Consider the following 26,689-nt stretch of genomic DNA (forward strand, 5'->3'; position numbering starts at 1 on the left):
ACCTGCTTGCAGACGGGAAAGAGCTTGCCAGCGAGGACCTTGTAAAGGCCGCAGCCGAAGCCGGAATATCCGAGAGGACGGTACAGAACGCCAAGCGCAACATGGGCGGTGTTTTGGGCGCAAGGCGCGTCGGCGGTCAATGGTACAACTTCATCAAGAAGAAGCAGCCGCCCGAACCCGCAAGCTGAAAACGCAAAGTGCAGACCCTTTGCGCTTTGCACTTTCGCGCTTTCGCCTTGATTGTGCGTCAATAACTCCAAATAACACTTGACAAAACGCTTCATGGGGAAACGCCGAAGATATTAAGCCCTACATAGACCCGGAGTTTCAAAACAACATCATTTTGACACAGACGGAACGCCTTACCATGAACAGCCGCCCGAAGCAGCCGAAGTACGCAAGAAATAAGAACGTCGTCGTGATCGGCGGCAGCGGCAGCGGAAAAACAAGGTTTTTCGTCAAGCCGAATTTAATGCAGCTTCATTCCTCTTACGTCTTGACAGACCCGAAAGGCACCATCCTGGTGGAGTGCGGCAAGATGCTCCAGCGCGGGACGCCCAAACTGGGCAAGGACGGCAAGCCCATGAAGGATAAGCGCGGCAAGGTCATCTATGAGCCTTACCGGATTAAAGTCCTCAATACCATCAACTTCAAGAAGTCCATGCATTATAACCCCTTTGCTTACATCCACTCCGAAAAGGACATCTTGAAGCTGGTCACGACGCTGATTGCCAACACCAAGGGCGAGGGCAAGGCCGGGGACGATTTCTGGGTCAAGGCGGAAACGCTTTTGTACTGCGCCCTCATCGGGTATATCCACTACGAGGCTCCGGTGGAGGAACAGAATTTCTCCACCCTTATCGAGTTCATCAACGCGATGGAGGTCCGGGAGGATGACGAGGAGTTCAAGAACCCCGTAGACCTGATGTTTGACGCGCTGGAGGCGGAGAAGCCAAATCATTTTGCGGTCCGGCAGTACAAGAAGTACAAGCTGGCCGCCGGAGATGTATGCTCTAAGTGACTTCTTAATCATGGTTTTTGTCATGGTTAGTGAAGCAGTCACTTAGAGCATTTTCATTTCAGGAGGTACAGCCATGAGAAACGAGAAAATCACCCCTCTGTATGAGCGTTTGAGCCGCGACGATGAGTTACAGGGCGAGAGCAACTCCATAAGCCATCAAAAGCAGATGTTAGAGGAATTTGCCCGCCGGAATGGGCTTCCAAACCCCACCCACTTCACCGATGACGGCGTATCGGGAACCCGGTTTGACCGTCCCGGCTTTCTGGCGATGATGGAGGAAGTCGAGGCCGGACGGGTGGAGGCCATTGTTATCAAAGACATGAGCCGCCTGGGGCGCGACTATCTGAAAGTCGGCCAGGTCATGGAGATTTTGCGGCAGCGCGGTGTCCGGCTGATCGCCATCAATGACGGTGTGGACAGTCTGAAAGGCGACGATGATTTTACGCCCTTCCGCAACATTATGAACGAGTTTTACGCCCGCGACACCAGCCGGAAAATCCGCTCCGTGTTCAAGTCCAAAGGCATGACCGGTAAGCACCTGACCGGCACTGTCATTTATGGATATTTGTGGGACGAAAAGCGGGAACACTGGCTTGTGGACGAAGAAGCCGCCGAAGTGGTACGCCGTATCTTTTCCCTGACGATGGAGGGCTATGGCCCCTATCAAATCTCCAAGCTGCTGTCCGAGGCAAAGGTTGAAATCCCCGCTGTCCATCTGGCACGCTTTCACGAAGGAGTAAACAGGACGAAGCCGGTCAAAGACCCCTACGGCTGGGGATCATCCACCATTGTGAACATCCTGAAAAAGCGGGAATACCTGGGCCACACTATCAATTTCAAGACCCGCAAGCACTTCAAGGACAAGAAAAGCCACTATGTTGACGAAAGCGAATGGACGATTTTCGAGAATACCCATGAGGCCATCATCGACCAGGAAACCTTTGACAATGTGCAGCGTATCCGGGCAAATGTCAGGCGATACCCGGACGGCTGGGGCGAGGCCCATCCCCTGACCGGCCTGATGTACTGTGCCGACTGCGGCGGCAAGATGTATGTCCATCGCGTCAATAACGGCAAGCGTGACCCACAGTTTACTTGCAGTCAGTACACCAAAGTCCCATGCGGGACGCTCTGCGGCACACAGCACCGCATCCGAGCCGAGGCTGTCCTGACCCTGATAACCGATATGCTCCGGGCCATCGCGGAGTATTCTAAAAATGACCGGGCTGAGTTTATCCGCACCGTCCAGGAAACGCAGGCCGCCCAGCAGACCGCCGATATATCCAAGAAGCGGAAACGGCTGGCCGCCGCCCAAAAGCGGGCCGGGGAACTGGAAAAGCTGATTTGCAAAATCTATGAGGACAATGCCCTGGGCAAACTGCCGGACGCCCGGTATGAGGCCCTGGACACGCAGTACGCCAAAGAGCAGGACGCCCTCAATGGGGAAATCACTGAACTGGAAAAGGCCGTTACCGGCTACGAGCAGAGCCGGAAATCTGCGGAGAAGTTTATTGCCCTGATTGACAAGTACGAGAATTTCGACACGCTGACAAACACCATGCTCAACGAGTTTGTAGAGAAAATCCTTGTCCATGAGCGCGCCCGGAAAGGCAGCCAGGACACCACGCAGGAGGTTGAAATCTACTTCAACTTTGTGGGCCGGTATATCCCGCCCGCCTTGCAGCCGGTTCCCCTGACCCCGGAGGAACAGGAAGAGCTGCGGAAGAAGGAGGAACGCAAGGACAGGCTTCACCAGAACTACTTGCGCCGCAAGGCAAACGGCAAGCAGAAGGAATGGGAAGAACGCTACAACGCCAAACGCAAGGCCCAGGTGGAGGCGGCAAAGGCCGCAATCCGGGCCGAGGACATGGAGAAAGGCATTTTTACCACCGTTAGCCAGTTGCCCAGGCAGGAGCCGCGCAAGGCCACCGTATCGGCCAGCGCCGCAATTTAACCATTACAGTGCAAAGGAGAATGAACATGAGCGAATTGACTTACACCCGCTGCGGGGATTACTACATCCCCGACCTGAAACTTTCCGAGCAGCCGGAGGCCCCCATTGGCAAGTATGGCCGTATGCGGCAACGCTACCTGAAGGAATACCGGCCCGGTCTTTACAGCAGCTTGATTTTGAGCGAAAAACTGTACCCGCACCTGTTGGAGATTGACCGGGCGGCGCGTGAACGGATGGACGCCATGCTGCCCCGGATGATGGAGGCAGCGGGCGTCACCGAGGAATTGAAAGCCCGTGACCCTATGCGCTGGGTGGGGCTGATGAACACGCTGAAAGCACAGGTGGAGGAAATGATTTGTCAAGAGTTTATTTATATTTAGAACTTCAATTTTAAGAGAAGCAGAGGGTTTTCCCTCTGTTTCTTTTTGTCAGAAAACCATTTGACACTGCCATTATTCGCGCCTATACTTAGAGTGATTAGTCATAACGAACCGAAAGGAGGAATGGGTAGTGCTGACCTATGAAAAACAAGCACTCTCTGGTGCGATTGAAGTATTATTGCGGTCTGAATTGCCAGACGAATTTGAAGGGACAAAGTTATACGGCTCTCCCGAAGAAGATGAACTACGGCAGGACTGTAAAATTTTTCGGCTGTCAAATGAAACAGGGCATGGACGCATTACAGTCTATCAGGTTTTTTCTGGTATTGAGCTTTACTATAACGATATGCACATAGGATATTGCAATCAAAATCAAGCCACAGCTAAAAACATGATAGAGATTAACCATTGTCTGATAGGACGTTTTGAGTGTAGCTTTGGCGAAAATAGTTGCTGCTATATGGCGGAAGGCGATTTGTCGATCAGCTCCATGATGAAGAAAAAGTCAAATTCGTGTTTTCCGCTGAACCACTATCACGGTATTTCTATCATCATCAATCTGGATGAATTGCTGCCGGAAGTACGGCAAATCATGGAGCTATTGAATATTGATTTGCACTACATACAAAAATATATTTGCGAAGGAAACCGTTGCTGCATCATGCGGGCCAATCCGTCTATTGAACATATTTTTTCGGAACTTTATCATGTCCGGGAAAAAAGAAAACCAGGATACATGAAAGTCAAAATGCTGGAACTGCTTCTGTTCTTAAGTGATCTCAATACGGCAGAAGAAGTTTTACAGACGGATTATTTCAATCAAAATCAGGTCGCATTGATTAAAGCAGTAGCGTCCTATATTACGGAGGACTTGACAGCACATCATACGATTGAACAGCTTTCCCAGAAATTCGAGATTTCTACAACAGCATTGAAAAAGTGCTTTCGAGGCGTCTATGGAACCTCTGTCTATTCTTATCTTCGTACCTATCGGCTTCAAGTCGCCAAAAAATTGTTGCTGGAAACCGAGTTGTCAGTAACGGAGATTGCAAGTAAAATCGGATATGAAAATCCGAATAAATTCACTTCTGCCTTCAAAGAAACGTATGGCAGCTCTCCGACGGAATTCAGAAAGAGTGTCCGTTTGGATAGAAGCGGGTCCGTATGGAGTGGCGAAGAAATCTGAGCTGTATTAGAATATCCTTTGTCAGATAAAAGCAGAAAGACCGCTTGAAGCTGGCCTATTTTTTGAATAGTGGGTTAGGTACTGCTAACTTTCTGCAAGACAAAGGAGGATTTCCAAATGGAAAATGAAAAATCGACAGGTAACAAGTACACTGTCAAAGACGCGGCAATCATCGGTATCTTCTGTGCGGTCATGTTCGTTGTATTTATGGTCTATTCGACCCTGACCGGCGCTTCACTGTTCTATTCCATGATTTTTAACGCCGCAGGTGCGGCACTTATCCTCGCACCGTTCTATGTTTATATGTGCATGAAAGTCGGCAAGCATGGCCCCGCTCTTGTCTACAATATCATGTGGGCAATTATCGCCGGATTGATGATGGGGCCGTTTATGATTCCGTGGTTTTTGGGCGGCGGTATCATCGCAGAGCTTTCCATGTGCGGAAAGGATGCCTACCATGACATTAAGCGTGTGTCCATTTCGTGGGTAATCACGGCACTGGTTCGCGCTGCACATGGTATGTCAGAAATTTGGTTTTTCAAAGACGCATTTCTTGCCACCGGCGTCAGTGAGCAGCAGGTTCAGGTTCAGACCCAGTATTACACCGATCCGAAGTACGTCCTTTTGAGCCTGGCTGTCACCGCTATCCTGGCCGTCCTTGGCTGCATGATTAGCAACAAACTGATTGTGAAGCACTTCAGAAAGAGTGGCGCGATTAAATAAACTATGAGCATGAAATTTGATTTTCGGACCAAATTGCTTGTCATAGTTCTCACTATGTCGCTTGTGGCGGTGCTCACAAGCGACATTTTGATATACACACTTTTGGGCGTTTTGAGCGTGTATTTGATTATTCAGGGCTTTGGCAGGCAGACAATAAAATATCTAATCGTCTGCGGTGTTTTTATCGTGTTAAGGCTGCTTTCAGGAGGACAGGGCATTACCATTCTTATGCCGGAAATGTTCCTGTTCATGGTGCTGCGTATTTTGATGATGGTTATGGCTGCGCAGCCCGTGATTGGTATGCCGCCGGGAGAAGTTGTAGCAGTTTTTAAAAAAATCCACGCTCCTGATGGAATTGCCCTGCCCGTAACCTTCATGTTGCGTTTCTTCCCTACTGTGCGCAGTGAATTTTCCGATGTGTTTGCCTCACTTCGGCTGCGAAAGCTGTTGTCATGGAAACATCCTCTGGACGCAATGGAGTATATTGTTACGCCTGTTATTTTCCGTTCATCCAGAATAGCTGAGGAACTCGCAGCTTCTGCTGAAAGCAGGGGGATTTCCAATCCGGGAAAACATACCTGCCGCAGGAAGATAGAATTTCAAAAAAGAGATTGGATTATGTGCGTGGTTGCTGTTTGCGTAACCGCACTCTATTTTGTGCTGGAAAGGACGGTAGCATAATGGTAAATGATAAAGCAAGGCGATCCGTTATCCAGTTTGAAGATGTATCTTTTGAATATCCGGGAGCCGAAACAGAAAGTATCCATCATATCAGCCTCGATATAAAAAAGGGCGAGTTCCTTGTTCTGACTGGAGGGAGCGGCTGCGGAAAGACAACTTTAACACGATTGATAAACGGGTTAGCTGAACAATTTTACGAAGGGACGCTGAAAGGGCGAGTCACACTGCTGGGACGCAGCATATCGGAATATCCTCTGTATGAAATCGGGAAAAAAGTAGGTTCAATCTTTCAAGATCCAAAGAGCCAGTTTTTTGCCAGTATTACAGAGGATGAAATTGCGTTCGGGTGTGAAAACTATGGCGTTCCGTATGAAGAACTGGATGGACGGGTTTCAAGTGCGATCAAACGTATTAACGGAGATATGCTGCGCGGGAAAGAAATTTATCCGATGTCCAGCGGAGAAAAACAGAAAATAGCGGTGGCCTCCGTCAATGCTGTTGACCCGGAAATTTATGTGTTTGATGAACCTTCGGCCAATTTGGATATGTATTCCGTTGAGGCGCTTAAAAATTTGATGGGTGGACTAAAAGCGGAAGGCCACACAATCATTGTTGCTGAACACCGGCTTTATTATCTTACTGACCTTGCAGACCGTTTTCTTTATATGGAAAACGGGAGCATAAAAGAAGAATGGACGGCGGGAGAACTGCTCTCTATTCCAGAAGAAAAAAGACGAGCCATAGGAATACGGGCGGCAGATTTACACCATATTGAAGTAGATATTCCCCCTACAAAAGAAAAAGATATGACGCTGGAGGTAAAGGATTTGACGTTTTCCTATCGCAAACATCCGGTTTTCCACGATATATCTTTTCGGGCGTATGCTGGCGACCTGATTGCGATTGTAGGCCATAACGGAATAGGAAAAACTACTTTGTCGAATATTCTTTGTGGTATGCAAAAGGAAAAAGAGGGTCAGGTCATATATAACGGGACAAAGGTATCTAAAGGCAAAAGGAAGAATTTTGCCTACTTTGTTATGCAAAATACAGATTGCCAGTTGTTTGGGGACAGCGTAGAAGAAGAACTGCTATTAAACGGAAAAGGCAGTACCCAGGAGCAACGCGATGATCTGCTAAAACTATATGGTTTGTTTGAATGGAAAGAACGGCATCCCGCTACTCTTTCCGGCGGACAGAAACAACGGCTCGCTCTCGCTGTATCGGATTGGATAGATACCCCCGTTTTGATTTTGGATGAGCCTACCAGCGGTCTTGATTTCAAAAATATGATGAGAATATCGGAGCATTTGAAAGCTCTGGCGCAAAAAGGAAAGACCATTTTAATCATTACCCACGATTATGAATTTGCCGCTATGACTTGCAATCGGGTTCTGCATTTCGTTGATGAAGGTCATGTAGAAACATTTCCGTTACAGGAAAATTTGTCCCGCTTATATTCCTGCCTTATGTGTCAATGAATTATGTGTCTGATTGGATAGATACGCTCTGTATGGAGTGGCAGAAACAACTGAATGATTTTATGATAATAGACGGGTTAGAAGATGCTAACTCGTCTATTATTGCGAAAGGAGCCTTGCTTATGGATAAGCAAAAAAATGGAGAACTGTCCAGAATGTTCGGATATGCAGGGAAATTCCATGTTTTGACCGTTTTGGGATGTGTTCTCTCCGGGATCAGTACCATTTTATCTATGCTGCCTTTTGTTTGCATTTGGCTCGTCATCCGCGATTTAATCCAGGCTTTTGCTGCCGGGGATATATCTCTTGCAACGGGGAGCGCCCATTATGCGTGGATGGCGGTTGTGTTTGCAACGGCAAGCATTTTAATTTATTTTATCGCCCTGAACTGTACTCATCTGGCGGCGTTTCGTACAGCCACCAATATGAGAAAATCTGCAATTCATCATATCGTGACGCTGCCGTTGGGGTATTTCAGCCAAAATGCAAGCGGACGGCTCAGAAAAATCATTGATGATAATGCAGGACTTACAGAAGGATTTCTGGCCCATCAGCTTCCCGATCTGACCGGAGCCGCAGTTATGCCGGTTGCCGTTATTATTTTGATTTTCCTTTTTGACTGGCGGCTGGGAATTTGCTGCCTGATACCTATGGGAATCAGTGTCATCTTTCTCAAACAGATGATGGGCGGAGATAATGCGCAGTTTATGGGCAAGTATATGACTGCACTGGAAACGATGAATAAAGAAGCTGTGGAATATATTCGCGGTATTCCTGTTGTAAAAGTATTTCAGCAAACTATTTATTCCTTCAAAAATTTTCACGCTGCAATAGAAGAATACGAAAAATTTGCTTCCGGGTATGCCTTAAAATGCCGTATTCCTCTTACTGGATTTACAGTAACACTGAACGGCACATTTGTTTTACTTATTCCAGTCGCCATGTTTATTTTGTCCGGGGTCAGCGGCCAGGCGGCTTATGAAAATGTTGTGCTGGATTTTCTGTTTTACAGTTTGTTTACTCCGGTCTGTGCAACTATGATGAACCGTATCATGTTTGCCAGCGAGCAGCTTATGGCGGCTAAAAGTGCAGTCAGCCGGGTGGATGAAATTTTGCAGGAAAAGCCATTGAAAGAGCCGGAACATCCCCTGATCCCGGCAGATGCTTCGATTGTGTTTTCGGATGTTTCCTTCGCCTATCCAGGGGCCAAAGAGAAGGCCTTAGACTATATCAGCTTTGAGGTTCCGGCAGGAAAAACAGTTGCGCTTGTTGGTGCCTCTGGCAGCGGTAAAAGTACAGCAGCAAGTCTCATTCCCCGATTTTATGATGTTCAGTCAGGTTCTGTTACGATTGGCGGCGTGGATGTACGCAATATTGAGAAGCAGGAACTGATGGAAAGGGTTGCTTTCGTGTTTCAGAATACCCGTCTGTTCAAGGATACTTTACTGAATAATATTAAAGCGGCCCGCCCGGACGCTACCAGGGAAGAAGTCCTGAAAGCGGCTGATGAAGCACAATGCAAGGACATTATTGACCGCCTCCCGGATGGGCTTGATACGCTCGTTGGAACAGGAGGCACATATCTCTCAGGAGGTGAAAATCAAAGGATTGCTCTTGCAAGGGCAATCTTAAAAGACGCCCCTATTATTGTGCTGGATGAAGCCACAGCATTTGCAGATGCCGAAAACGAACATCAGATACAGCTCGCTTTTGAGCGGCTGACCCAAAACAAAACGGTTCTGATGATTGCTCATCGACTTTCTACGATACAAGACGCAGACCTTATTCTGGTGTTCAAGGATGGGCAGATTGCAGAAAGAGGTACACACGAAGAATTAGTAGCCTTAAATGGTATTTATTCTTCCATGTGGAAGGATTACCAGACTTCGATTGCCTGGAAGGTCGGAAAGGAGGACGAGCAGCATGATTAAGGCGTTAAAAAAGAAGTATGCGTTAAGCAATCAGGGTGCAAAAGACCTGTTAAAAGGGATCGTTTATTCGGTACTGGCTAATATCAGCCTTATGTTTCCTGTTATTCTTCTGGCTATCGTCCTCAATCAGCTTCTTGCGCCTGTTTTGGGAACGAGTGCGCCAGAGATCAGTGCCGCCGTTTACACTGTGATTGGAATTGTGATTTTAGCCGTTGTATTTATTTTTCATTATTGCCAGTACACCGCAGCATATCTCGGAACGTATGACGAAAGCGCAAGGCGGCGTATCGGACTTGCGGAAAAATTGCGCACCCTTCCGCTGACCTTCTTCCACCAGCGTGATCTTGCTGACCTGACAAGCACTATTATGGGAGACTGTGCAAACTTTGAGCACGCATTTTCCCATACGGTTCCACAATTCTTTGGAGCAGTTATCTCAACTGGTATTGTTTGTATTGGTCTGTTGATCTTCAACTGGCAGATGGGGCTGGCGCTTCTCTGGGTAGCTCCGATTTCCTTTGCAATCGTAATCCTGTCCCGGAAATGTCAGGAAAAACTTTGCAAAAAGCATATGAACACCAGATTAGAACTGGCCGAAGGCATTCAGGAATGTTTGGAAACCGTACAGGATATAAAAGCCTGCAATCAGGAGGAAGATTATCTCCGCAAACTGGATGCGAAGATGGATGCTGCGGAAAAGGCACAGATTTCCTCTGAAATGACGACAGCAAGCCTGCTGACAACTGGACAGATGTTCCTGCGGCTCGGTTTGGCAACGGTAATTGTTGTGGGTAACAGTCTTGTGGTAAATGGAGATACATCCCTGTTTACCTATATCCTGTTTTTGATTGCTGCTTCCCGCCTGTATGATCCGCTTTCCGGGGCAATGGCAAATATGGCAGAGCTGTTTTCCGTACAGCTTCAAGTGAACCGCTTGAAAGAAATTGAAAATTACCCGGAAGAAACCGGAGAGAAAGAGATCCGTACAAACGGATACGATATTACTTTCGACCATGTCCGGTTTTCTTACGAAAAAGGCAAACCAGTGCTGCGGGATGTTTCGTTTACCGCAAAGCAGGGACAAGTCACAGCATTAGTCGGCCCATCTGGTGGAGGCAAAAGTACCGTTGCAAAGCTGGCGGCAAAATTCTATCCGCTGGATGGAGGAAGAATACTTTTAGGCGGAACCGATATTGCCCCACTCAATTCAACCATGCTGATGAAAAATTACTCTATCGTTTTTCAAGATGTCGTACTTTTTAACAACACCATCATGGAGAATATTCGTGTTGGCAAGAAAGACGCTACGGACGAGGAAGTAATTGCTGCAGCTAAAGCGGCTCAGTGTGATGAATTTATTTCAAAATTGCCGGACGGCTATCAGACGGTGATCGGAGAAAACGGTTCTACATTATCTGGCGGCGAGTGCCAGCGCCTTTCTATTGCCCGCGCCCTTTTGAAAGATGCTCCTGTTATTCTTCTCGATGAAGCTACTGCTTCTCTTGATGTAGATAACGAAACTGAAATTCAAAACGCAATATCCAGGCTGGTAAAAGGCAAGACGGTTCTTATTATCGCTCATCGAATGAGGACGGTGGAGGCTGCCGATAACATTGTTGTACTGTCAGATGGTATTGTAGCCGAAAACGGGACTCACGAAGAACTTATGAAAGAAAATGGCCTCTATCATAGACTGGTCGATTTACAGACAGCTTCTGCAAATTGGAAGTTAAGCGTTTAATTCGTAATAAGGAGGTACTGATGAAACTTCATGCGTCCGGGGAGGACTATCTGGAAACCATCCTTGTTCTCCAAAAGAAACTCGGTATGGTACGCTCCGTAGATGTGGCCCGGCACATGGAGGTGTCAAAGCCCAGCGTGTGCCATGCAGTAGCTACCTTACGGGACGGCGGCTTTCTTACAATGGACGAAGATCACTTTCTCCATCTGACCGATGTAGGCCGTGAGGTTGCCGAAAAAATCTACGAGCGCCATTGCTTCTTTACCGAGCAGCTTATTGCCGCAGGTGTTGACCCAAAAACTGCGGAGGCCGATGCCTGCCGGATTGAACACATTATCAGCGATGAGAGCTTTTCGCGGCTGAAAGAGGCAGCCGAACAAGACTAAAACCGAATAAGTAAACTATCCTGCCCCGCTAAACGGGGAAAGAAAAAAACCGTTGCGGGGCAGGTAGCTTCGTGCGCCCATAATGGATTTTCAGGGTACTGCGGCGGTTTTGAGTAACATCAAGGCCGCCGTTCCTTATACAAAGGAGTGACGCCTACACGCTGACACGGCGGCTTTAGGAGGGAGCCGCCATGAAGCACACTGACCGCCGACAAATTCAGACGATATTTGCACTATCGTCAAAAAAATCCCGGCCACCGAACAGGCCCCGTCTGGCAGCCAGTGCGAAAATTGTCATAATGTAACTGAATACCGTGTTTTTTGCGCTCGAATAGCTTTCTGCTGTCCGGGCGCTTTTTCATACCTATGGGGCCGGAACATCGGGCCAACATGGCCCGAACCCTGTCCCCGGTGTCGTTCCCCGCCGCCCCGTTCAGATTTTCCCGCAAAAATCTGAACGGAGGAAAGGCCGATGGAAGTCACCATCAATTATAACGGACAAGCTGTGGCCGTGGAGGTCACACTGGAAGTCTATGAATTTCTTGACCGGGCCGACCACAAAGCCGAGAACCTGTCCCATGAGCAGCGGCGGCATTGGGATGGCCGGGAGTTTGACGAATACATAGTTGCCACCGAGGGCGTGGGTATCTACGGCGAAACGCCGGAGGAATACCTTTGCCGCATGGAAACGCTGGACGAGCTGATGGCCGTCCTGGACACCTGCACCGAGGCCCAGCGCCGCCGGTTCCTGCTCTATGCCCTGGACGGGCTGACCCTTGCAGAGATCGGGACAGTGTGCGGCTGCTCCAAAGTGGCCGTGTATCAGAGTGTGGAGGCAGTCAGAAAAAAATTTATAAATTTCTTTGAAAACAGGCTTAACGAATGACCTGTTTTCGGGCTACCAAGTGAAAGGGATTGTTTCCCTTATCCCAGCGGGAGGCGGACAGCGGACAAGCTGCCCGCCTCTCCCATTTTCAGGAGGTAAGCCTATGAAAACAATCAATCTGCGGTGGATTTATCCCCACTACCGGCATGACGAGTTTGTGGAGGTCAGCGATGAAGTTTGGGAGGTCATGCGGCAGGCCCAGCGCGAGATGAACAACTATGAGCGCCGGAAGGTCTACCACCGCGCCTGGTACTCTCTGGACGCATATAGCTGGACGGAGAACTATGCGCTGGAACACGGCAGATCGCCGGAGGAAATCCTTTTGGAGCGCGAGGAACAGGCCGCCCGCCTGCGGCTGGTTGCCGCCTTGCCGGAGGCACTGTCTCATACCACTCCAACCCAGGCCCGCCGTGTCCGGGCCTACTACATCGCCGGTATCAACCAGCCGAAAATTGCCCGGATGGAGGGCGTACACAGCAGCAAGGTCAGCATTGCCATCCGGCGGGGCCTGCGGAATATGCGCCGCTGCTATGACGGCCTTTTCCCGTCAGAATGAGGGCGGGCCTATGCAGACCATCAACCTCAAGCAATATTATCCGTTCTGCACTGAGGACACCCTTGTGGAGGTGTCGGATGAAATCGCCGAGGCGTTCCTGCTGGACAAGCGGGCCGAGGCTGCCAGGGAGCGTAAGATGTACCGCTACAAGGCCCATTACTCCCTTGACTGTGACGATGGGATTGAAAAAGCTGCCATCGGCTGGGCGCAGCCATCGCCAGAGGACTACATCGTGCAGAAAGAGGAACAGGCCGAACACGCCGAGCTGATCCGGCGGCTCTATGAGGCCCTTTCCACTCTTACCCCAACGCAGGCTCGCCGTGTCCATGCCCGGTATATGCTGGGGATGAAAGTGAAGGATATTGCCGCGATGGAAGGTATCACCCCATCCCAGGCGGGAAAGTCCATCCATGCGGCGCTCCGGCGGCTGCGCCGGTACTTCATGCGCCGGAAACGGACAAGCGGCCTATGAAAACCATCAACCTAAAAAAATACTACTACCCGATTTGTAAGAAAGACACCTTTGTGGAAGTGCCGGACGAGGTGGCAGACGCCATTGTAGAGGAAAGCCGCGCAGAGGACGCCAATGACGCCAAACAGCATTATCACTGTTACTCTCTGGACGCATCCCCCGGCATGGAAAACCATTTCCCGGAGCGGGCCATTTCCCCGGAAGATATTCTGATGGAGAAGGAAACGGAACGGGAACAGGAGGCCGCACGCGCCCTGATGATGGAACGGCTCCGGGAGGCCCTTGCCACCCTGACGCCCCGGCAGGCAAGCTGCCTGCACGCTCGGTTTTGGGAGGGCAAGCAGTTTAAGGAGATTGCCGAGGCCGAAGGCTTTACGACATCAGCGGCCATCGTCACGGTTCGCAACGCCATTATCAAGTTGCAGAAATATTATATCAAGCGCGGCTGGATGGAGCCGCTGAAGGAGGACGCGATATGCACAAAGAAATCACCACCCAAGCGAAACAGAAAAAAGACGAGCGCGAAGAAGTCCTGAAGGAAATCCGTCAGCTTGAGAATCGCCAGAAGATTTTGGAGAACAAGCAGCGCAACGAGGAACGCAAGGCCCGCACCCGCCGCCTGATTGAACGCGGGGCTATTTTGGAGGGCATTTTCCCTCTGGCCCCCGACCTTCCCGGCGTAGAGGTCAAGGCGTTCCTGATTGCCCTGTCCCATCTTCCGGGGGCGGCGGAACTGGCCGCAAAACTGCCGAAATCCGGGAACAAGCCGTAAGTCCCTTGTTTACAAGGGCGCACTTATACACCGTTGCCGGTGTCGTGCGCCCTGCCGGGGGCTGTTGCGTACTTCGTCCGCGATGGGGAGCTACACTCCCCAAACCCCTTGTGCGCCCCAGGTCACGGAACATCCGCAAGCGGCTGTCCCGTCCCCTGCGGCCTGAATACCCCTCACCGAAAGGAGGCGATCCCCATAGATTTTTGCCACATCCCCGTCAGTATCATCAAGCGCAGCGAGGGCCGTTCCGCTGTTGCCGCAGCCGCCTACCGCAGCGGGACAAAGCTGACGAATGAATGGGACGGCCTGACCCACGATTACACCCGGAAGGGCGGCGTTGTCCATGCGGAGATCATGCTGCCCGCCCACGCCCCGCCAGAGTTTTCAGACCGCTCCATCCTCTGGAACAGTGTGGAGCAGATCGAGAAAGCCAGGGACAGCCAGCTTGCCCGCGAGATCGAGGCGGCTTTGCCCCGTGAACTGTCCAGAGAACAGCAGCTTGCCCTTGTCCGGGCCTATGTGAAGGACAACTTTGTGGACAAGGGGATGTGCGCTGATTTTGCCATCCATGACAAGGGAACCGGCAACCCCCATGTCCATATCATGCTGACCGTCCGCCCCTTGAAGGAAAACGGCGCATGGGGTGCGAAGTGCCGCAAGGCATACGACCTGGACGAGAACGGGCAGCGCATCCCGGACGGGAAAGGCGGCTGGAAGAACCACCGGGAGGACACCACCGATTGGAACGACAAAGGGAATGTGGAGATTTGGCGGGCGGCATGGGCGGCTTATACCAACCGGGCATTGGAGGCCGCCGGTCAGCCTGCATTGGTAGACCACCGCAGCTACAAGCGCCGGGGCATTGATAAAATCCCCTCTGTCCACCTGGGGCCAGCAGCCAGCCAGATGGAGAAGCGCGGTATCCGCACCGACAAGGGAGAAGTCAACCGGCAGATCGCCGCCGACAACAAGCTGCTGAAAGAAATCAAGGCCCGCATTACCCGACTCTACAACTGGTCGAAGGCCGAAGCAGAGAAGCCGGAGGGCCAGCAGCCCAGCATGATTGACTTGTGGGAGGCCCAGCAGCAGCTCAAGCGGCCCGACACCCGCACCGGCAAAATCCGGGCTTTGCAGGAGAGCGCCGCCCTGTTCAGCTTTTTGCAGGCAAACGGCATCCAATCCATGCAGCAGCTCCATGAAAAAATCGCAGATATGAACACCCGTTACTATGACCTGCGGCGAGAGATCGTCAAGGCCGAGCGCCGGATCGCTGTCCTCACTGAGCGCGGGGAGATGTGGGCGCAGTACAACGAGTACAAGACTGTCCACAGGCAGCTTGCCAGGGTAAAGCCGGAGAAGCGGGAACTGTTCGAGCAGCGCCACAGCCGGGAACTGATCCTCTATGACGCGGCGGCCCGGTATCTGAAAGAACTGAAAGCCAGCGGCGAAGAACTTTCCCCGAAGGAATGGCGGCGCGAGATCGACCTGCTGACTGCCCAGAAGCAGGTAGACAGCATCGACATGAAGGCCATGCGGGAGGAACTGAAAGCCGTGGAACGGCTCCGCAAGGCCGCCGACCAACTGGCCCGCCAGGAACAGGACAAGCCCCGCGACCGGGGGCCGGAGCGGTAAAGGGTACGGCGTTTTGCCGACCCCTTGCGGTGCGTCGCGTTTCACGACACCCTTTTGCACAGAACTGTCAACATTCACTCATGGAAGGAGATTGCCTTATGAAGCAGATTATTTTACCTGTCACCGTCCACCTGAACATCCGCCTGCCCCTTGCCCTGTTGGAGCCGGAACCGGCAGACGCGCCCACCGGCCCGGAGCCGGAGGCCCATGCCTGCCAGGGCTGCGGCAACTGTGGCGGATGCGGGAAATGCCAGCATGAAGAAAAGCAAGCCTGAACCCGTCCCCGTCATGGACTACCGCCAGTACCGCAGAGCGCGGCGGCTGGTACATGAGTGCTGCAACTATGACGGCGGCAACTGTCTCGCGCTGGACGATGGGGAGGAATGTGTCTGCGTCCAGTCCATTTCCTACTCCCTGTTGTGCCAGTGGTTTAGGGCGGCGGTGCTGCCGCTGGACAGAGAACTGGAAACGGCCCTGTTCCACCGCCTGGACGCCAAGCGGTGCGCCGTCTGCGGGACGCTGTTCACCCCCGGCTCCAACCGGGCCAAATACTGCCCGGAATGTGCGCCGAAAGTCCACCGGCGTCAAAAGGCTGAGTGCGAGCGCCGGAGAAGGGTACAGCGTGGACAATTAGAGGGCAAAAACCCCTTGTAAATCAAGGCTTTTTTCGAGGGTGTCGCTGGGGGCCTGATAGATTTATCCTCTGGCCCTCAAAACGGCCCTCTAAAGGCGTACAGACCCCTGAAACAAACCCCAAGGAGGAAATCCTATGTCAGACAACCGAAAATATTACTACCTGAAACTCAAAGAGAACTATTTTGACGATGACTCCATCGTGCTGCTGGAAAGTATGCAGGACGGTGTTCTGTACTCCAACATCCTGCTCAAGCTGTATCTGAAATCCCTGAAACATGGCGGGCGGCTCCAGCTTGACGATAATATCCCCTATACGGCGCAGATGATCGCCACCATCACCCGCCAGCAGATCGGCACTGTGGAGAGGGCCTTGCAAATCTTCCTGAAGCTGGGCCTTGTGGAAGTGCTGGACAGCGGCACCTTCTACATGAGCAATATCGAACTGCTGATCGGCCAGTCCTCCACCGAGGCCGAGCGAAAGCGGGCGGCAAGGCTCCAAAACAAGGCTCTTTCCGCGCCCCGGACAAACGGCGGACATTTGTCCGACATTCGTCCACCAGAGATAGAGATAGAGTTAAAGAAAGAGATAGAGATAAAGAGAGAGATAGAGAAGGGACGCCCCGAATCGGGGCGCACCGCCCGCGCTTATGGCCGTTACCAGAATGTTTTCCTGACAGACGAGGAACTGGCAGACTTGCAGGCCAGCTTTCCCACCGTATGGGGCCAGTACATCGAAAAGCTGTCCGAGTACATGGCTTCTACCGGCAAGCGGTATCAGAGCCATGCCGCCACCATCCGGCGCTGGGCCGGTGAGGACGCGAAGAAAGCGGCCCCGCCCACCCGCAACCGGGATTACAGCGTAAAGGAGGATGAAACCGTATGATGGAGATTACCGCAGAAATCCGGGCGCTGATCGACAAGGCAGCCGCCGGTGTGGAACTGGCCGGGGACGAGTACATAGACCCGGCTGACGGCCTCATTCACTGTAAAAAGTGCGGCGGCCAGAGGCAGACCGTTGTGCCATGCTTTGGGAAACCGGGCTACTTCATGCCCCGCTGCATCTGCCAGTGCCAGCGGGAGGCCGAGGAACAGCGCAAAGCCGCCGAGGAACGGCAGCGCCGCATGGAGCGTATCAAGCGCCGGAAGGCCCAGGGCCTGCAAGACCGCTATCTGTACGACTACACCTTTGCCAACGACAACGGCAAAAATCCCCTGATGGACAAGGCCCGCGCCTATGTGGAGAACTGGAAGGAGGCTTACAAGAACAACACCGGCCTGCTTCTGTTTGGGGATGTGGGAACCGGCAAGTCCTTTTTCGCCGGTTGTATCGCCAACGCCCTGCTTGACCGGGATGTGCCGGTGCTGATGACAAACTTTCCCACCATCCTGAACCGCCTGACAGGGATGTTCTCTGAGGACAGGGCTGACTTTATCGCCAGCTTTGACGAGTACGACCTGCTCATCATTGACGATCTGGGTGTGGAGCGCAGCACCGAGTATGCGATGGAGCAGATGTTTTTCGTCATTGACAGCCGCTACCGCAGCCGCAGGCCCATGATCATCACCACCAACCTGAAGCTGGCCGAACTCAAAAACCCACCCGATCTGGCCCACGCCCGTATCTATGACCGCATCCTGGAACGGTGCGCCCCGATCCTCTTTGCCGGGAAAAACTTCCGGGAGGAAAACGCCGGGGCCACCAGACAGGCGGCGAAAGACATTGTAAACCGCAAGCATGAGTAATTTTTGCCGGACGGCACAGCCCCGCCCGGAGAAAGGAGCGCCATGAGCGAAGAAACCCGTACCATACAGACCGCAGACACCACCCCTACCAGAGCGCCGGAGGACGCCCCCGCGCTGGTAAAGAAAATCGGCAAGACCACCTACAAGGTGCGCGTCCATTTCAGCGACACCAGCACCGAAACCATGAGCGACAAAATCAAGCGTATGCTTAAAAACGAGATACAGCAGATGTGACCGGCTGATAAAGCCAGCCGCCTTGTGTTAAACTGATGATGGTACACACCAAAACTTTTAGCCAAGGAGGACACAAAAATGCTGTACACAGAAAAAGAGAAAAATGAGATTGAGCGCGTCCGCAAAGTGTTTGAGAAACATATCCAGCAGATGACCGCTTATGATTTGGTTTGGTCGGACAAGGTCGGCTATGTGTGGCTGGCAATATCTATCGACCCGGTCTATATCGACACCGGCAACTGGATAGAGTCCGCTGCCGGTCTTTGTTATGAGTGCTTGAATGATATAGCACTGGATGTTTTCGGAATGACCGGAAACGACCATGACTTTGAGGACGCCGACCCGCTGGAACTGGCCGAGATTAAGCGGCGCTGGAAACCCTATATCGACCAACTGCCGGAATATGCGTACCTTTGCGACGAACTGTTAAGCAGGAGAAAATAACCCATCCGCAAAAGTGTCAGGAGCTAAAATCTGCTTCTGGCACTTTTTTTGTGGCTTTTTCGTGAATTTGATTAAAAAGTCCTTGACAACTCGTTTCGGGCAAAACCGCCAAGTCGATTTTGATTTCCTGCGGTGCCCGGCTTGCCGTGTTCGATATTGCCGAGCTGCGGGAGATCACCTCTTACGATGAGCTGGAGCTGGACACCCTTGGAGACCGCCGGACGGCGCTGTTCCTCATTATGAGCGACACGGACGATAGCTTTAACTTCCTGATCTCCATGTGCTACACCCAGCTATTCAACTTGCTCTGTGAAAAGGCCGACGATGTGTACGGCGGGCGGCTGCCGGTCCATGTGCGCTGCCTTATCGACGAGTGCGCCAACATCGGCCAGATCCCCAAGCTGGAAAAGCTGGTGGCGACCATCCGCAGCCGCGAGATTTCTGCCTGCCTGGTCTTGCAGGCACAGAGCCAGCTCAAGGCCATTTACAAGGACAACGCCGACACCATCATCGGCAATATGGACAGTTCCATCTTCCTGGGCGGCAAGGAGCCGACCACATTGAAGGAGCTGGCCGCTGTGCTGGGCAAGGAGACCATCGACACCTACAACACCGGCGAGAGCCGTGGGCGGGAAACTTCCCACTCGCTCAATTACCAGAAGCTCGGCAAAGAGCTGATGAGCCAGGATGAGCTGGCCGTCATGGACGGCGGCAAGTGCATCCTCCAGCTGCGCGGGGTGCGGCCGTTTCTGTCGGACAAGTACGACATCACCCAGCACCCCAACTACAAGTACACCGCCGACGCCGACCCGAAAAATGCGTTCAGCATTGAAGATTTCCTACGGGCCAGGCTGAAGCTGAAACCCAACCAGGTCTGCGACGTGTATGAGATCGACGCCGCAGCTGACGATTGATGTTCCGCTGTGAAAGGAGGGGTCCTATCTATCCGCCACAACCGCCCCGGACGGGGCCATCGGCGTACAAAGCGGACGATCTCTATCGAAAAAATGAAAAAGGAGGAAGGCCGGAATCAAGCCCCCGGAAACCGGGCGGCGATCATCCGGCTTTTGTATGCCTATGAACCATGACTAAATCAAACTTTTCAAACTGATTCCGGCCAACTTTATTTATGGAATTTTTCAATCAGGCAATCACCGTTCTCCAGACCCTCGTTATTGCCCTCGGTGCCGGTCTCGGTGTGTGGGGCGTCATCAACCTGCTGGAAGGTTACGGCAACGACAACCCCGGCGCGAATGCTCATGTACGGTAAGGAAGCAAGCAACCGAAAACAAGAGATAGACCGCCAGCACTACACTATTCCGAACCAAAGACCAAAAGATAAGCATTGTGGGAAAATCTAAACTTTTGGATTTTCCTACAATGCCAACTACGGCGGAATCCCTCCCACTCCTTATATCTTTCTGTATACATTGAATTTGTATTTAGTAAAATGCAGACAACACCACGGATCGGCTTTTGGTTGGACAATTCCAACCAAACACCACAGCAGACAGCAGAAAACATTCTGAACGCTAGGAAGCCGGTATGATTGTTACATATAAGGGGAAGAAAAATTTCTTTTAGGTACTTGCTTTCCTAAAACTGATGTGATACAATGATTTAATCCAGAAAAGGAGTAAAAAATATGCGGCAAGGTATTCTTAAATAAAACTATAATCAAATAGTGGGAACAAAGGATTATGATAGCTCCTTTTGTAGGGGCTTAGTTTTTTGTACCCAATTTAAGAATACTTTTGCCTTATCAATTTTGACATATCCCCAAAAACAGCAATCACAAACAGGTGTATGCTGTATATGTGTATGTCCGCAACTTATAATCCCCAGTGGTAAAAGTATTTTACTGCTGGGGATTTTTATGCCCTTTGGGGCTGTAAAGGGAGGACAATCACATGAAAATAATCAATATTGGAATTCTTGCCCATGTAGACGCTGGAAAGACGACCTTGACGGAGAGCCTGCTATATGCCAGCGGAGCCATTTCAGAACCGGGGAGCGTCGAAAAAGGGACAACGAGGACGGACACCATGTTTTTGGAGCGGCAGCGTGGGATTACCATTCAAGCGGCAGTCACTTCCTTCCAGTGGCACAGATGTAAAGTTAACATTGTGGATACGCCCGGCCACATGGATTTTTTGGCGGAGGTGTACCGCTCTTTGGCTGTTTTAGATGGGGCCATCTTGGTGATCTCCGCTAAAGATGGCGTGCAGGCCCAGACCCGTATTCTGTTCCATGCCCTGCGGAAAATGAACATTCCCACCGTTATCTTTATCAACAAGATCGACCAGGCTGGCGTTGATTTGCAGAGCGTGGTTCAGTCTGTTCGGGATAAGCTCTCCGCCGATATTATCATCAAGCAGACGGTGTCGCTGTCCCCGGAAATAGTCCTGGAGGAAAATACCGACATAGAAGCATGGGATGCGGTCATCGAAAATAACGATGAATTATTGGAAAAGTATATCGCAGGAGAACCAATCAGCCGGGAAAAACTTGCGCGGGAGGAACAGCAGCGGGTTCAAGACGCCTCCCTGTTCCCAGTCTATCATGGCAGCGCCAAAAATGGCCTTGGCATTCAACCGTTGATGGATGCGGTGACAGGGCTGTTCCAACCGATTGGGGAACAGGGGGGCGCCGCCCTATGCGGCAGCGTTTTCAAGGTTGAGTACACCGATTGCGGCCAGCGGCGTGTCTATCTACGGTTATACAGCGGAACGCTGCGCCTGCGGGATACGGTGGCCCTGGCCGGGAGAGAAAAGCTGAAAATCACAGAGATGCGTATTCCATCCAAAGGGGAAATTGTTCGGACAGACACCGCTTATCAGGGTGAAATTGTTATCCTTCCCAGCGACAGCGTGAGGTTAAACGATGTATTAGGGGACCAAACCCGGCTCCCTCGTAAAAGGTGGCGCGAGGACCCCCTCCCCATGCTGCGGACGACGATTGCGCCGAAAACGGCAGCGCAAAGAGAACGGCTGCTGGACGCTCTTACGCAACTTGCGGATACTGACCCGCTTTTGCGTTGCGAAGTGGATTCCATCACCCATGAGATCATTCTTTCTTTTTTGGGCCGGGTGCAGTTGGAGGTTGTTTCCGCTTTGCTGTCGGAAAAATACAAGCTTGAAACAGTGGTAAAGGAACCCTCCGTCATTTATATGGAGCGGCCGCTCAAAGCAGCCAGCCACACCATCCATATCGAGGTGCCGCCCAACCCGTTTTGGGCATCCATAGGACTGTCTGTTACACCACTCTCGCTTGGCTCCGGTGTACAATACGAGAGCCGGGTTTCGCTGGGATACTTGAACCAGAGTTTTCAAAACGCTGTCAGGGATGGTATCCGTTACGGGCTGGAGCAGGGCTTGTTCGGCTGGAACGTAACGGACTGTAAGATTTGCTTTGAATACGGGCTTTATTACAGTCCGGTCAGCACGCCGGCGGACTTCCGCTCATTGGCCCCGATTGTATTGGAACAGGCATTGAAGGAATCGGGGACGCAGCTGCTGGAACCTTATCTCTCCTTCATCCTCTATGCGCCCCAGGAATACCTTTCCAGGGCTTATCATGATGCACCGAAATACTGTGCCACCATCGAAACGGCCCAGGTAAAAAAGGATGAAGTTGTCTTTACTGGCGAGATTCCCGCCCGCTGTATACAGGCATACCGTACTGATCTGGCCTTTTACACCAACGGGCGGAGCGTATGCCTTACAGAGCTGAAAGGATATCAGGCCGCTGTCGGTCAGCCGGTCATCCAGCCCCGCCGTCCAAACAGCCGCCTGGACAAGGTGCGCCATATGTTTCAGAAGGTAATGTAAAGATACATAATCGTCAAGACGGCAACAATCAGAAGTTATGGAGGGTAACAATGGAATATAGTAAGGAAGATTTAATGGAAGCAAAAAAGCAAATTTGGGGAGTGGGAGAGAACATGGGAACAGAGGAAAGTAAAAAAATCTGGGAGGAGAACGCACAATTTTGGGATAATGCAATGGGTGACGAATCTAATGAATTTCACAGAGAGGTAGTGCGTCCCAAAGTAACGGAACTTCTATCTCCTAATCCTGCGGATTACATTTTGGATATTGCGTGTGGCAATGGAAATTATTCTTCGTATCTTGCACAAAGAGGCGCTTCGGTTGTCGCTTTTGATTACAGCAAAAAAATGATAGAATTGGCTAAAAGACGGCAATCACAATATGCAAAACAAATTGAATTTTGTGTGGCGGATGCGACCGATAGAAAAAGTATATTAGAATTAAAAAGAAATCGAGCCTTTACGAAAGCAGTTTCTAATATGGCAATTATGGATATTACGGATATTGAACCACTTCTTATGGCTGTTTATGAACTGTTGCAGGAAAGCGGAATTTTTGTCTTTGCAACGCAACACCCTTGTTTTGTCACGTTGACTGAAAAATATATGACACCGCACAGTTACTATGATATAGCGATTGAAGGGCAACCGAAAGAGCAGATTTATTATCATCGTTCCATACAAGATATTTTTAACCTTTGTTTTAGAGCTGGATTTGTCATTGATGGATTTTATGAAGAATGTTTTAAAACCAACAAAGAAATTCCTATGGTAATGATAGTAAGGCTTAAGAAGGTAAAACGTGATAGCTTAAAATAAATTCAAGTTTGTCGGGTAAATAGCAAACCCAGCCGAGCCAGTCAACGGTCAAGATGAACGGCGCATATGCGCAGCCGTTGACAGCCCCGCCCGCCTTTGCTGGTAGGCAATCAAGGGGCGACAGCAAGAAGTGCCACCGCCCCGCACTATTATTCAGAAAGGGGAATTTCCATGACCGACCAGATAGCCTATCAAGAATATATCCAGCGCAGGTACAACGCCTTTTGCAAGACTGTTATCCGCTGTGCCGCCTTGGACAAGATTTTGAAGCTTAAACGGCAATGGGAACGGCAAGTTTCCCTTGACTATCTGATGAACGAGAAGTTTGTCCAGTTTGCCGCGTCGGAGCCGGACGAGGAATACCCATTTACCGTCTGCGGTCAGACCGTCCTGCTCTGCAACGCCGCCCTTGCCGACGCGATCTCTGTTTTGCCGGAGCAGACGCGGGAAGAAATCCTGCGCTATTACTTTCTGCGCCAGCCGCAGCGCGTGATCGGCGCGTGTATTGGCCGGTCACGCAGCACAGCGGGGCGGCATATCCAGCTTGCCTTGCAGCGGCTACGCGAAGAAATGGGGGTGAGCCGGTATGAGTAGACTTCTCCCCTATGAAACAATCCTCAAAGCCCGTGAGGGCGACCCAGAAGCCGTGAACGCTGTCCTGCTCCACTACGCCGGATATATCCGCTATTTCTCAAAAGTGAACGGGCAGGTCAACGCCGAGGTGGAGGACTATGTAAAGCAGCGGTTAATTGACTGTCAATTCAAGTTCCGGCTTGACGAACCACCGGACAAGTCATAAAAACTGAATACCAGCCGCCACCGACGCGGCCAGCGAAAGCAGTAAGTCTTGAAAAAGATTTACTGCTTTTTTTGTTGTCCGGCTCCGCTCCCGGCCATTTTGCCCCCTGCCGGTTGTAGTAGTAAGCGAGGAGGGAATTTTTCTGCCCTGGTGTTTGGCATTTGGAGCATTTACCCGTAGTAGAGGGCAAAGAGAAAGGATTTCTCCAACACCGGGTAGAAACCACTGCGTCCGGTGTCATTTTAGCGAAAGCGGGCAGGAATGCCCTTTACAGGATTAGTAGTAGCAGAAAAAGAGAAACAAACTTTTGTGGTTGCAGTTTTCCAAAAAAGTGGCGGACGGAAGTGAGAGAAAGTTTGCAGTCACGGAGAGCAAGTTTCTACCACGGTGCCAAAATCCGCAATTCTGCAGTTTTGCCCCTCGCGGGAAACTTGTTGGGGAGTGCCTTCCCCAAACCCTGCTCATGCGCCCTTACGGGCGAGAAAGGAGGTCACACCATGCGAAAGAAATACAACACGCCCCACCGCAGCCGCGTTGTGAAAACCCGGCTGTCCGAAGATGAGTATGCCGACTTCACAGCGCGGCTTGCGCCCTATGGTATCAGCCAGTCCGAATTTCTCCGGCAGGCGATACGGCGGGCGACCATACGCCCGGTTGTCCATGTGTCGTCGGTCAATGACGAGTTGCTTTCCGCTGTCGGGAAGCTGACAGCCGAGTACGGCAGGATCGGCGGCAACCTCAATCAGATTGCCCGGTATCTGAACGAATACGGCGTACCCTACAACACCCTTTCCGGCGAGGTACGCGCCGCCATATCCGACCTTGCCGTCCTCAAGTATGAAGTCCTCAAGAAAGTAGGTGACGCGGTTGGCAACACTCAAGCATATCAACTCTAAAAACGCCGACTACGGAGCCGCCGAGCAATATCTTCTCTTTGAGCATGACGAGTTTACCATGAAGCCCGTCCTTGATGAAACCGGCAGGCTTATCCCCCGCGAGGACTACCGGCTGTCCACGCTGAACTGCGACGGGGAGGATTTTGCCGTTGCGTGTATGCGGGCCAATCTCCGCTATCAGAAAAACCAGCGGCGGGAAGATGTGAAAAGCCACCACTACATCATCAGCTTTGACCCGCGGGACGGGCCGGACAACGGCCTGACCGTAGACCGGGCGCAGGCGTTGGGGGAACAATTCTGTAAAGAGCATTTTCCCGGCCACCAGGCCCTTGTCTGCACCCACCCGGACGGGCATAACCACAGCGGCAACATTCATGTGCATATCGTCATAAACAGCCTGCGGATTGAGGAAGTGCCGTTCCTGCCCTACATGGACAGGCCGGCCGATACGAAAGTCGGCTGCAAGCACCGATGTACCGACGCTGCCCTGCGCTACTTCAAATCCGAAGTCATGGAGATGTGCCACCGGGAGGGGCTTTATCAAATCGACCTCTTGAACGGCAGCAAGAACCGCGTCACCGACCGGGAGTATTGGGCGCAGAAAAAGGGACAGGCCGCGCTGGACAAGCAGAACGCCCCCATGATTGCCGATAGTATCACGCCCCGGCAGACCAAGTTTGAAACGAACAAGGAGAAGCTGCGGCAGACCCTACGGAAAGCCCTTGCCACCGCCGCCAGCTTTGACGAGTTTTCCTCTCTGTTGCTGCAGGAGGGTGTGACCGTCAAGGAGAGCCGGGGGCGGCTTTCCTACCTCACGCCGGACAGGACAAAGCCAATTACCGCCCGGAAGCTGGGCGACGATTTTGACCGCGCCGCTGTCTTTGCCGTTTTAGAGCAAAACGCCGCCAGAGCAGCCGAAGCGCCAGCCAGATCCCCCGATCCCCCACGCACCATAAAAGACCGCTTGCAGGTTGCCAGAGCCGAGATAGCCGCCCCGAAACAGGACGGAGTGCAGCGGCTTGTGGACATTGAGCAGAAAATGGCCGAGGGCAAAGGCCGGGGCTATGAACGCTGGGCGAAGATACACAATCTGAAGCAGGCCGCCAAAACGCTGTCCGTCTACCAGCAATACGGCTTTACTTCCCCGGAGCAGTTAGAAGCCGCCGTTGACACCGCCTATCAGAAAATGCGCCAGACCAGCGGCGAACTGAAAGCACTGGAAACGAAGCTGCAAGGGAAAAAGAAGTTGCAGCGGCAGGTGTTGGCCTACGCCCAGACCAAGGCCGCCCGCGACGGGCTGCGGGCACAGAAATCCGAGAAAGCCCGCGCCGCATACCGGCAGGCCCATGAGAGCGATTTTATCATAGCCGACGCAGCAGCCCGGTATTTCAAGGCGCATGGCATTACCAAGCTGCCCGCCCGGAAAGCGTTGCAGGCCGAGATCGAGCAGCTTATCTCCGAGAAAGACGGCCTGTATAACACCTATC

General features: G+C 51.7%; 27 protein-coding genes and 4 pseudogenes. All 31 read left to right on the forward strand.

The window, feature by feature from the left end:
- Positions 1-188: pseudogene (locus tag H7U37_RS09660) on the forward strand (hypothetical protein); the annotation flags it as partial.
- Positions 189-274: 86 nt separating this feature from the next.
- Positions 275-1,003 (forward strand): annotated as a pseudogene (locus H7U37_RS09665) (type IV secretory system conjugative DNA transfer family protein); the annotation flags it as partial.
- A gap of 91 nt (positions 1,004-1,094) precedes the next feature.
- A complete protein-coding gene (locus H7U37_RS09670; RefSeq protein ID WP_204875432.1) occupies positions 1,095-2,975 on the forward strand; it encodes a recombinase family protein in 1,881 nt (626 codons plus the stop codon).
- A 26-nt stretch (positions 2,976-3,001) separates the two neighbouring features.
- Positions 3,002-3,355, forward strand: coding sequence for a TnpV protein (locus tag H7U37_RS09675; RefSeq protein ID WP_204875433.1), 354 nt, complete (start codon positions 3,002-3,004; stop codon positions 3,353-3,355).
- A gap of 130 nt (positions 3,356-3,485) precedes the next feature.
- Positions 3,486-4,541, forward strand: coding sequence for a helix-turn-helix domain-containing protein (locus H7U37_RS09680; protein ID WP_338049817.1), 1,056 nt, complete (start codon positions 3,486-3,488; stop codon positions 4,539-4,541).
- Positions 4,542-4,658: 117 nt separating this feature from the next.
- Positions 4,659-5,264, forward strand: coding sequence for an MptD family putative ECF transporter S component (locus H7U37_RS09685; RefSeq protein WP_071430316.1), 606 nt, complete (start codon positions 4,659-4,661; stop codon positions 5,262-5,264).
- 9 nt (positions 5,265-5,273) lie between these two features.
- Entirely contained in the window at positions 5,274-5,945 is a 672-nt protein-coding gene (locus H7U37_RS09690) for an energy-coupling factor transporter transmembrane component T family protein (RefSeq protein ID WP_242969724.1), read from the forward strand.
- Positions 5,945-7,426: an ABC transporter ATP-binding protein gene (locus H7U37_RS09695; protein ID WP_087241874.1), complete on the forward strand. Its 1,482-nt coding sequence runs from the start codon at positions 5,945-5,947 to the stop codon at positions 7,424-7,426. The genes H7U37_RS09690 and H7U37_RS09695 overlap by 1 nt, the downstream gene beginning before the upstream one ends.
- Before the next feature lie 122 nt (positions 7,427-7,548).
- Complete coding sequence (locus H7U37_RS09700; RefSeq protein ID WP_087241895.1) at positions 7,549-9,357, forward strand: ABC transporter ATP-binding protein; 1,809 nt, start codon at positions 7,549-7,551, stop codon at positions 9,355-9,357.
- Positions 9,350-11,098 (forward strand): ABC transporter ATP-binding protein, encoded by a 1,749-nt coding sequence (locus H7U37_RS09705; protein WP_204875434.1) that lies wholly within the window; start codon positions 9,350-9,352, stop codon positions 11,096-11,098. The genes H7U37_RS09700 and H7U37_RS09705 overlap by 8 nt, the downstream gene beginning before the upstream one ends.
- A gap of 20 nt (positions 11,099-11,118) precedes the next feature.
- Positions 11,119-11,484: a metal-dependent transcriptional regulator gene (locus H7U37_RS09710; RefSeq protein ID WP_204875435.1), complete on the forward strand. Its 366-nt coding sequence runs from the start codon at positions 11,119-11,121 to the stop codon at positions 11,482-11,484.
- A 472-nt stretch (positions 11,485-11,956) separates the two neighbouring features.
- Entirely contained in the window at positions 11,957-12,370 is a 414-nt protein-coding gene (locus H7U37_RS09715; RefSeq protein WP_002596395.1) for an RNA polymerase sigma factor, read from the forward strand.
- A 103-nt stretch (positions 12,371-12,473) separates the two neighbouring features.
- Complete coding sequence (locus H7U37_RS09720) at positions 12,474-12,926, forward strand: RNA polymerase subunit sigma-24 (RefSeq protein ID WP_204875436.1); 453 nt, start codon at positions 12,474-12,476, stop codon at positions 12,924-12,926.
- Positions 12,927-12,936: 10 nt separating this feature from the next.
- Positions 12,937-13,398 carry a sigma factor-like helix-turn-helix DNA-binding protein gene (locus H7U37_RS09725; protein WP_204875437.1) on the forward strand — a complete coding sequence of 154 codons (462 nt, stop codon included), beginning with the start codon at positions 12,937-12,939 and terminating at the stop codon, positions 13,396-13,398.
- Positions 13,395-13,934, forward strand: a complete 540-nt coding sequence (locus H7U37_RS09730; protein WP_204875438.1) for an RNA polymerase sigma factor — start codon at positions 13,395-13,397, stop codon at positions 13,932-13,934. Before H7U37_RS09725 ends, H7U37_RS09730 begins: the two co-directional genes overlap by 4 nt.
- Complete coding sequence (locus H7U37_RS09735; protein ID WP_204875439.1) at positions 13,874-14,170, forward strand: DUF3847 domain-containing protein; 297 nt, start codon at positions 13,874-13,876, stop codon at positions 14,168-14,170. The genes H7U37_RS09730 and H7U37_RS09735 overlap by 61 nt, the downstream gene beginning before the upstream one ends.
- A 108-nt stretch (positions 14,171-14,278) precedes the next feature.
- Entirely contained in the window at positions 14,279-15,802 is a 1,524-nt protein-coding gene (mobQ, locus tag H7U37_RS09740) for a MobQ family relaxase (RefSeq protein WP_243414294.1), read from the forward strand.
- A 98-nt stretch (positions 15,803-15,900) separates the two neighbouring features.
- On the forward strand, positions 15,901-16,077 hold the full coding sequence (locus H7U37_RS09745) for a hypothetical protein (RefSeq protein ID WP_172724651.1): 177 nt from the start codon (positions 15,901-15,903) through the stop codon (positions 16,075-16,077).
- Positions 16,058-16,456: a cysteine-rich VLP domain-containing protein gene (locus tag H7U37_RS09750; protein ID WP_204875440.1), complete on the forward strand. Its 399-nt coding sequence runs from the start codon at positions 16,058-16,060 to the stop codon at positions 16,454-16,456. The genes H7U37_RS09745 and H7U37_RS09750 overlap by 20 nt, the downstream gene beginning before the upstream one ends.
- Before the next feature lie 115 nt (positions 16,457-16,571).
- Positions 16,572-17,321 (forward strand): phage replisome organizer N-terminal domain-containing protein, encoded by a 750-nt coding sequence (locus H7U37_RS09755; RefSeq protein ID WP_204875441.1) that lies wholly within the window; start codon positions 16,572-16,574, stop codon positions 17,319-17,321.
- Entirely contained in the window at positions 17,318-18,181 is an 864-nt protein-coding gene (locus tag H7U37_RS09760) for an ATP-binding protein (protein ID WP_204875442.1), read from the forward strand. Before H7U37_RS09755 ends, H7U37_RS09760 begins: the two co-directional genes overlap by 4 nt.
- A gap of 42 nt (positions 18,182-18,223) precedes the next feature.
- Positions 18,224-18,415, forward strand: a complete 192-nt coding sequence (locus H7U37_RS09765) for a transposon-encoded TnpW family protein (RefSeq protein WP_204875443.1) — start codon at positions 18,224-18,226, stop codon at positions 18,413-18,415.
- 78 nt (positions 18,416-18,493) lie between these two features.
- On the forward strand, positions 18,494-18,859 hold the full coding sequence (locus H7U37_RS09770) for a hypothetical protein (protein ID WP_079545346.1): 366 nt from the start codon (positions 18,494-18,496) through the stop codon (positions 18,857-18,859).
- An 86-nt stretch (positions 18,860-18,945) separates the two neighbouring features.
- A pseudogene (locus H7U37_RS09775) lies at positions 18,946-19,773 on the forward strand (VirD4-like conjugal transfer protein, CD1115 family); the annotation flags it as partial.
- A gap of 215 nt (positions 19,774-19,988) precedes the next feature.
- Positions 19,989-20,117: pseudogene (locus H7U37_RS09780) on the forward strand (Maff2 family mobile element protein); the annotation flags it as partial.
- 652 nt (positions 20,118-20,769) lie between these two features.
- Positions 20,770-22,689: a tetracycline resistance ribosomal protection protein Tet(W) gene (gene tet(W), locus H7U37_RS09785; protein ID WP_002586627.1), complete on the forward strand. Its 1,920-nt coding sequence runs from the start codon at positions 20,770-20,772 to the stop codon at positions 22,687-22,689.
- A gap of 50 nt (positions 22,690-22,739) precedes the next feature.
- A complete protein-coding gene (locus H7U37_RS09790) occupies positions 22,740-23,507 on the forward strand; it encodes a class I SAM-dependent methyltransferase (protein ID WP_002586626.1) in 768 nt (255 codons plus the stop codon).
- A gap of 171 nt (positions 23,508-23,678) precedes the next feature.
- Positions 23,679-24,101 carry a sigma-70 RNA polymerase sigma factor region 4 domain-containing protein gene (locus H7U37_RS09795; RefSeq protein WP_002586616.1) on the forward strand — a complete coding sequence of 141 codons (423 nt, stop codon included), beginning with the start codon at positions 23,679-23,681 and terminating at the stop codon, positions 24,099-24,101.
- On the forward strand, positions 24,094-24,306 hold the full coding sequence (locus H7U37_RS09800) for a helix-turn-helix domain-containing protein (RefSeq protein WP_002586615.1): 213 nt from the start codon (positions 24,094-24,096) through the stop codon (positions 24,304-24,306). The genes H7U37_RS09795 and H7U37_RS09800 overlap by 8 nt, the downstream gene beginning before the upstream one ends.
- 497 nt (positions 24,307-24,803) lie before the next feature.
- Positions 24,804-25,202 carry a plasmid mobilization protein gene (locus H7U37_RS09805; RefSeq protein WP_002596229.1) on the forward strand — a complete coding sequence of 133 codons (399 nt, stop codon included), beginning with the start codon at positions 24,804-24,806 and terminating at the stop codon, positions 25,200-25,202.
- A partial coding sequence (locus H7U37_RS09810) for a relaxase/mobilization nuclease domain-containing protein (RefSeq protein ID WP_204875444.1) occupies positions 25,174-26,689 on the forward strand: 1,516 nt, incomplete at its 3' end. The genes H7U37_RS09805 and H7U37_RS09810, both read left to right, overlap by 29 nt.

It is taken from the genome of Pseudoflavonifractor phocaeensis (assembly GCF_016901735.1).
Classification (GTDB): domain Bacteria; phylum Bacillota; class Clostridia; order Oscillospirales; family Oscillospiraceae; genus Pseudoflavonifractor_A.

Coding starts and splice junctions, on each gene's coding strand:
- H7U37_RS09670 (WP_204875432.1), top strand. CDS start 1,095: ATGAGAAACGAGAAAATCACCCCTCTGTATGAGCGTTTGAGCCGCGAC.
- H7U37_RS09675 (WP_204875433.1), top strand. CDS start 3,002: ATGAGCGAATTGACTTACACCCGCTGCGGGGATTACTACATCCCCGAC.
- H7U37_RS09685 (WP_071430316.1), top strand. CDS start 4,659: ATGGAAAATGAAAAATCGACAGGTAACAAGTACACTGTCAAAGACGCG.
- H7U37_RS09690 (WP_242969724.1), top strand. CDS start 5,274: ATGAAATTTGATTTTCGGACCAAATTGCTTGTCATAGTTCTCACTATG.
- H7U37_RS09695 (WP_087241874.1), top strand. CDS start 5,945: ATGGTAAATGATAAAGCAAGGCGATCCGTTATCCAGTTTGAAGATGTA.
- H7U37_RS09700 (WP_087241895.1), top strand. CDS start 7,549: ATGGATAAGCAAAAAAATGGAGAACTGTCCAGAATGTTCGGATATGCA.
- H7U37_RS09705 (WP_204875434.1), top strand. CDS start 9,350: ATGATTAAGGCGTTAAAAAAGAAGTATGCGTTAAGCAATCAGGGTGCA.
- H7U37_RS09710 (WP_204875435.1), top strand. CDS start 11,119: ATGAAACTTCATGCGTCCGGGGAGGACTATCTGGAAACCATCCTTGTT.
- H7U37_RS09715 (WP_002596395.1), top strand. CDS start 11,957: ATGGAAGTCACCATCAATTATAACGGACAAGCTGTGGCCGTGGAGGTC.
- H7U37_RS09720 (WP_204875436.1), top strand. CDS start 12,474: ATGAAAACAATCAATCTGCGGTGGATTTATCCCCACTACCGGCATGAC.
- H7U37_RS09725 (WP_204875437.1), top strand. CDS start 12,937: ATGCAGACCATCAACCTCAAGCAATATTATCCGTTCTGCACTGAGGAC.
- H7U37_RS09730 (WP_204875438.1), top strand. CDS start 13,395: ATGAAAACCATCAACCTAAAAAAATACTACTACCCGATTTGTAAGAAA.
- H7U37_RS09735 (WP_204875439.1), top strand. CDS start 13,874: ATGCACAAAGAAATCACCACCCAAGCGAAACAGAAAAAAGACGAGCGC.
- H7U37_RS09745 (WP_172724651.1), top strand. CDS start 15,901: ATGAAGCAGATTATTTTACCTGTCACCGTCCACCTGAACATCCGCCTG.
- H7U37_RS09750 (WP_204875440.1), top strand. CDS start 16,058: ATGAAGAAAAGCAAGCCTGAACCCGTCCCCGTCATGGACTACCGCCAG.
- H7U37_RS09755 (WP_204875441.1), top strand. CDS start 16,572: ATGTCAGACAACCGAAAATATTACTACCTGAAACTCAAAGAGAACTAT.
- H7U37_RS09760 (WP_204875442.1), top strand. CDS start 17,318: ATGATGGAGATTACCGCAGAAATCCGGGCGCTGATCGACAAGGCAGCC.
- H7U37_RS09765 (WP_204875443.1), top strand. CDS start 18,224: ATGAGCGAAGAAACCCGTACCATACAGACCGCAGACACCACCCCTACC.
- H7U37_RS09770 (WP_079545346.1), top strand. CDS start 18,494: ATGCTGTACACAGAAAAAGAGAAAAATGAGATTGAGCGCGTCCGCAAA.
- H7U37_RS09790 (WP_002586626.1), top strand. CDS start 22,740: ATGGAATATAGTAAGGAAGATTTAATGGAAGCAAAAAAGCAAATTTGG.
- H7U37_RS09795 (WP_002586616.1), top strand. CDS start 23,679: ATGACCGACCAGATAGCCTATCAAGAATATATCCAGCGCAGGTACAAC.
- H7U37_RS09800 (WP_002586615.1), top strand. CDS start 24,094: ATGAGTAGACTTCTCCCCTATGAAACAATCCTCAAAGCCCGTGAGGGC.
- H7U37_RS09805 (WP_002596229.1), top strand. CDS start 24,804: ATGCGAAAGAAATACAACACGCCCCACCGCAGCCGCGTTGTGAAAACC.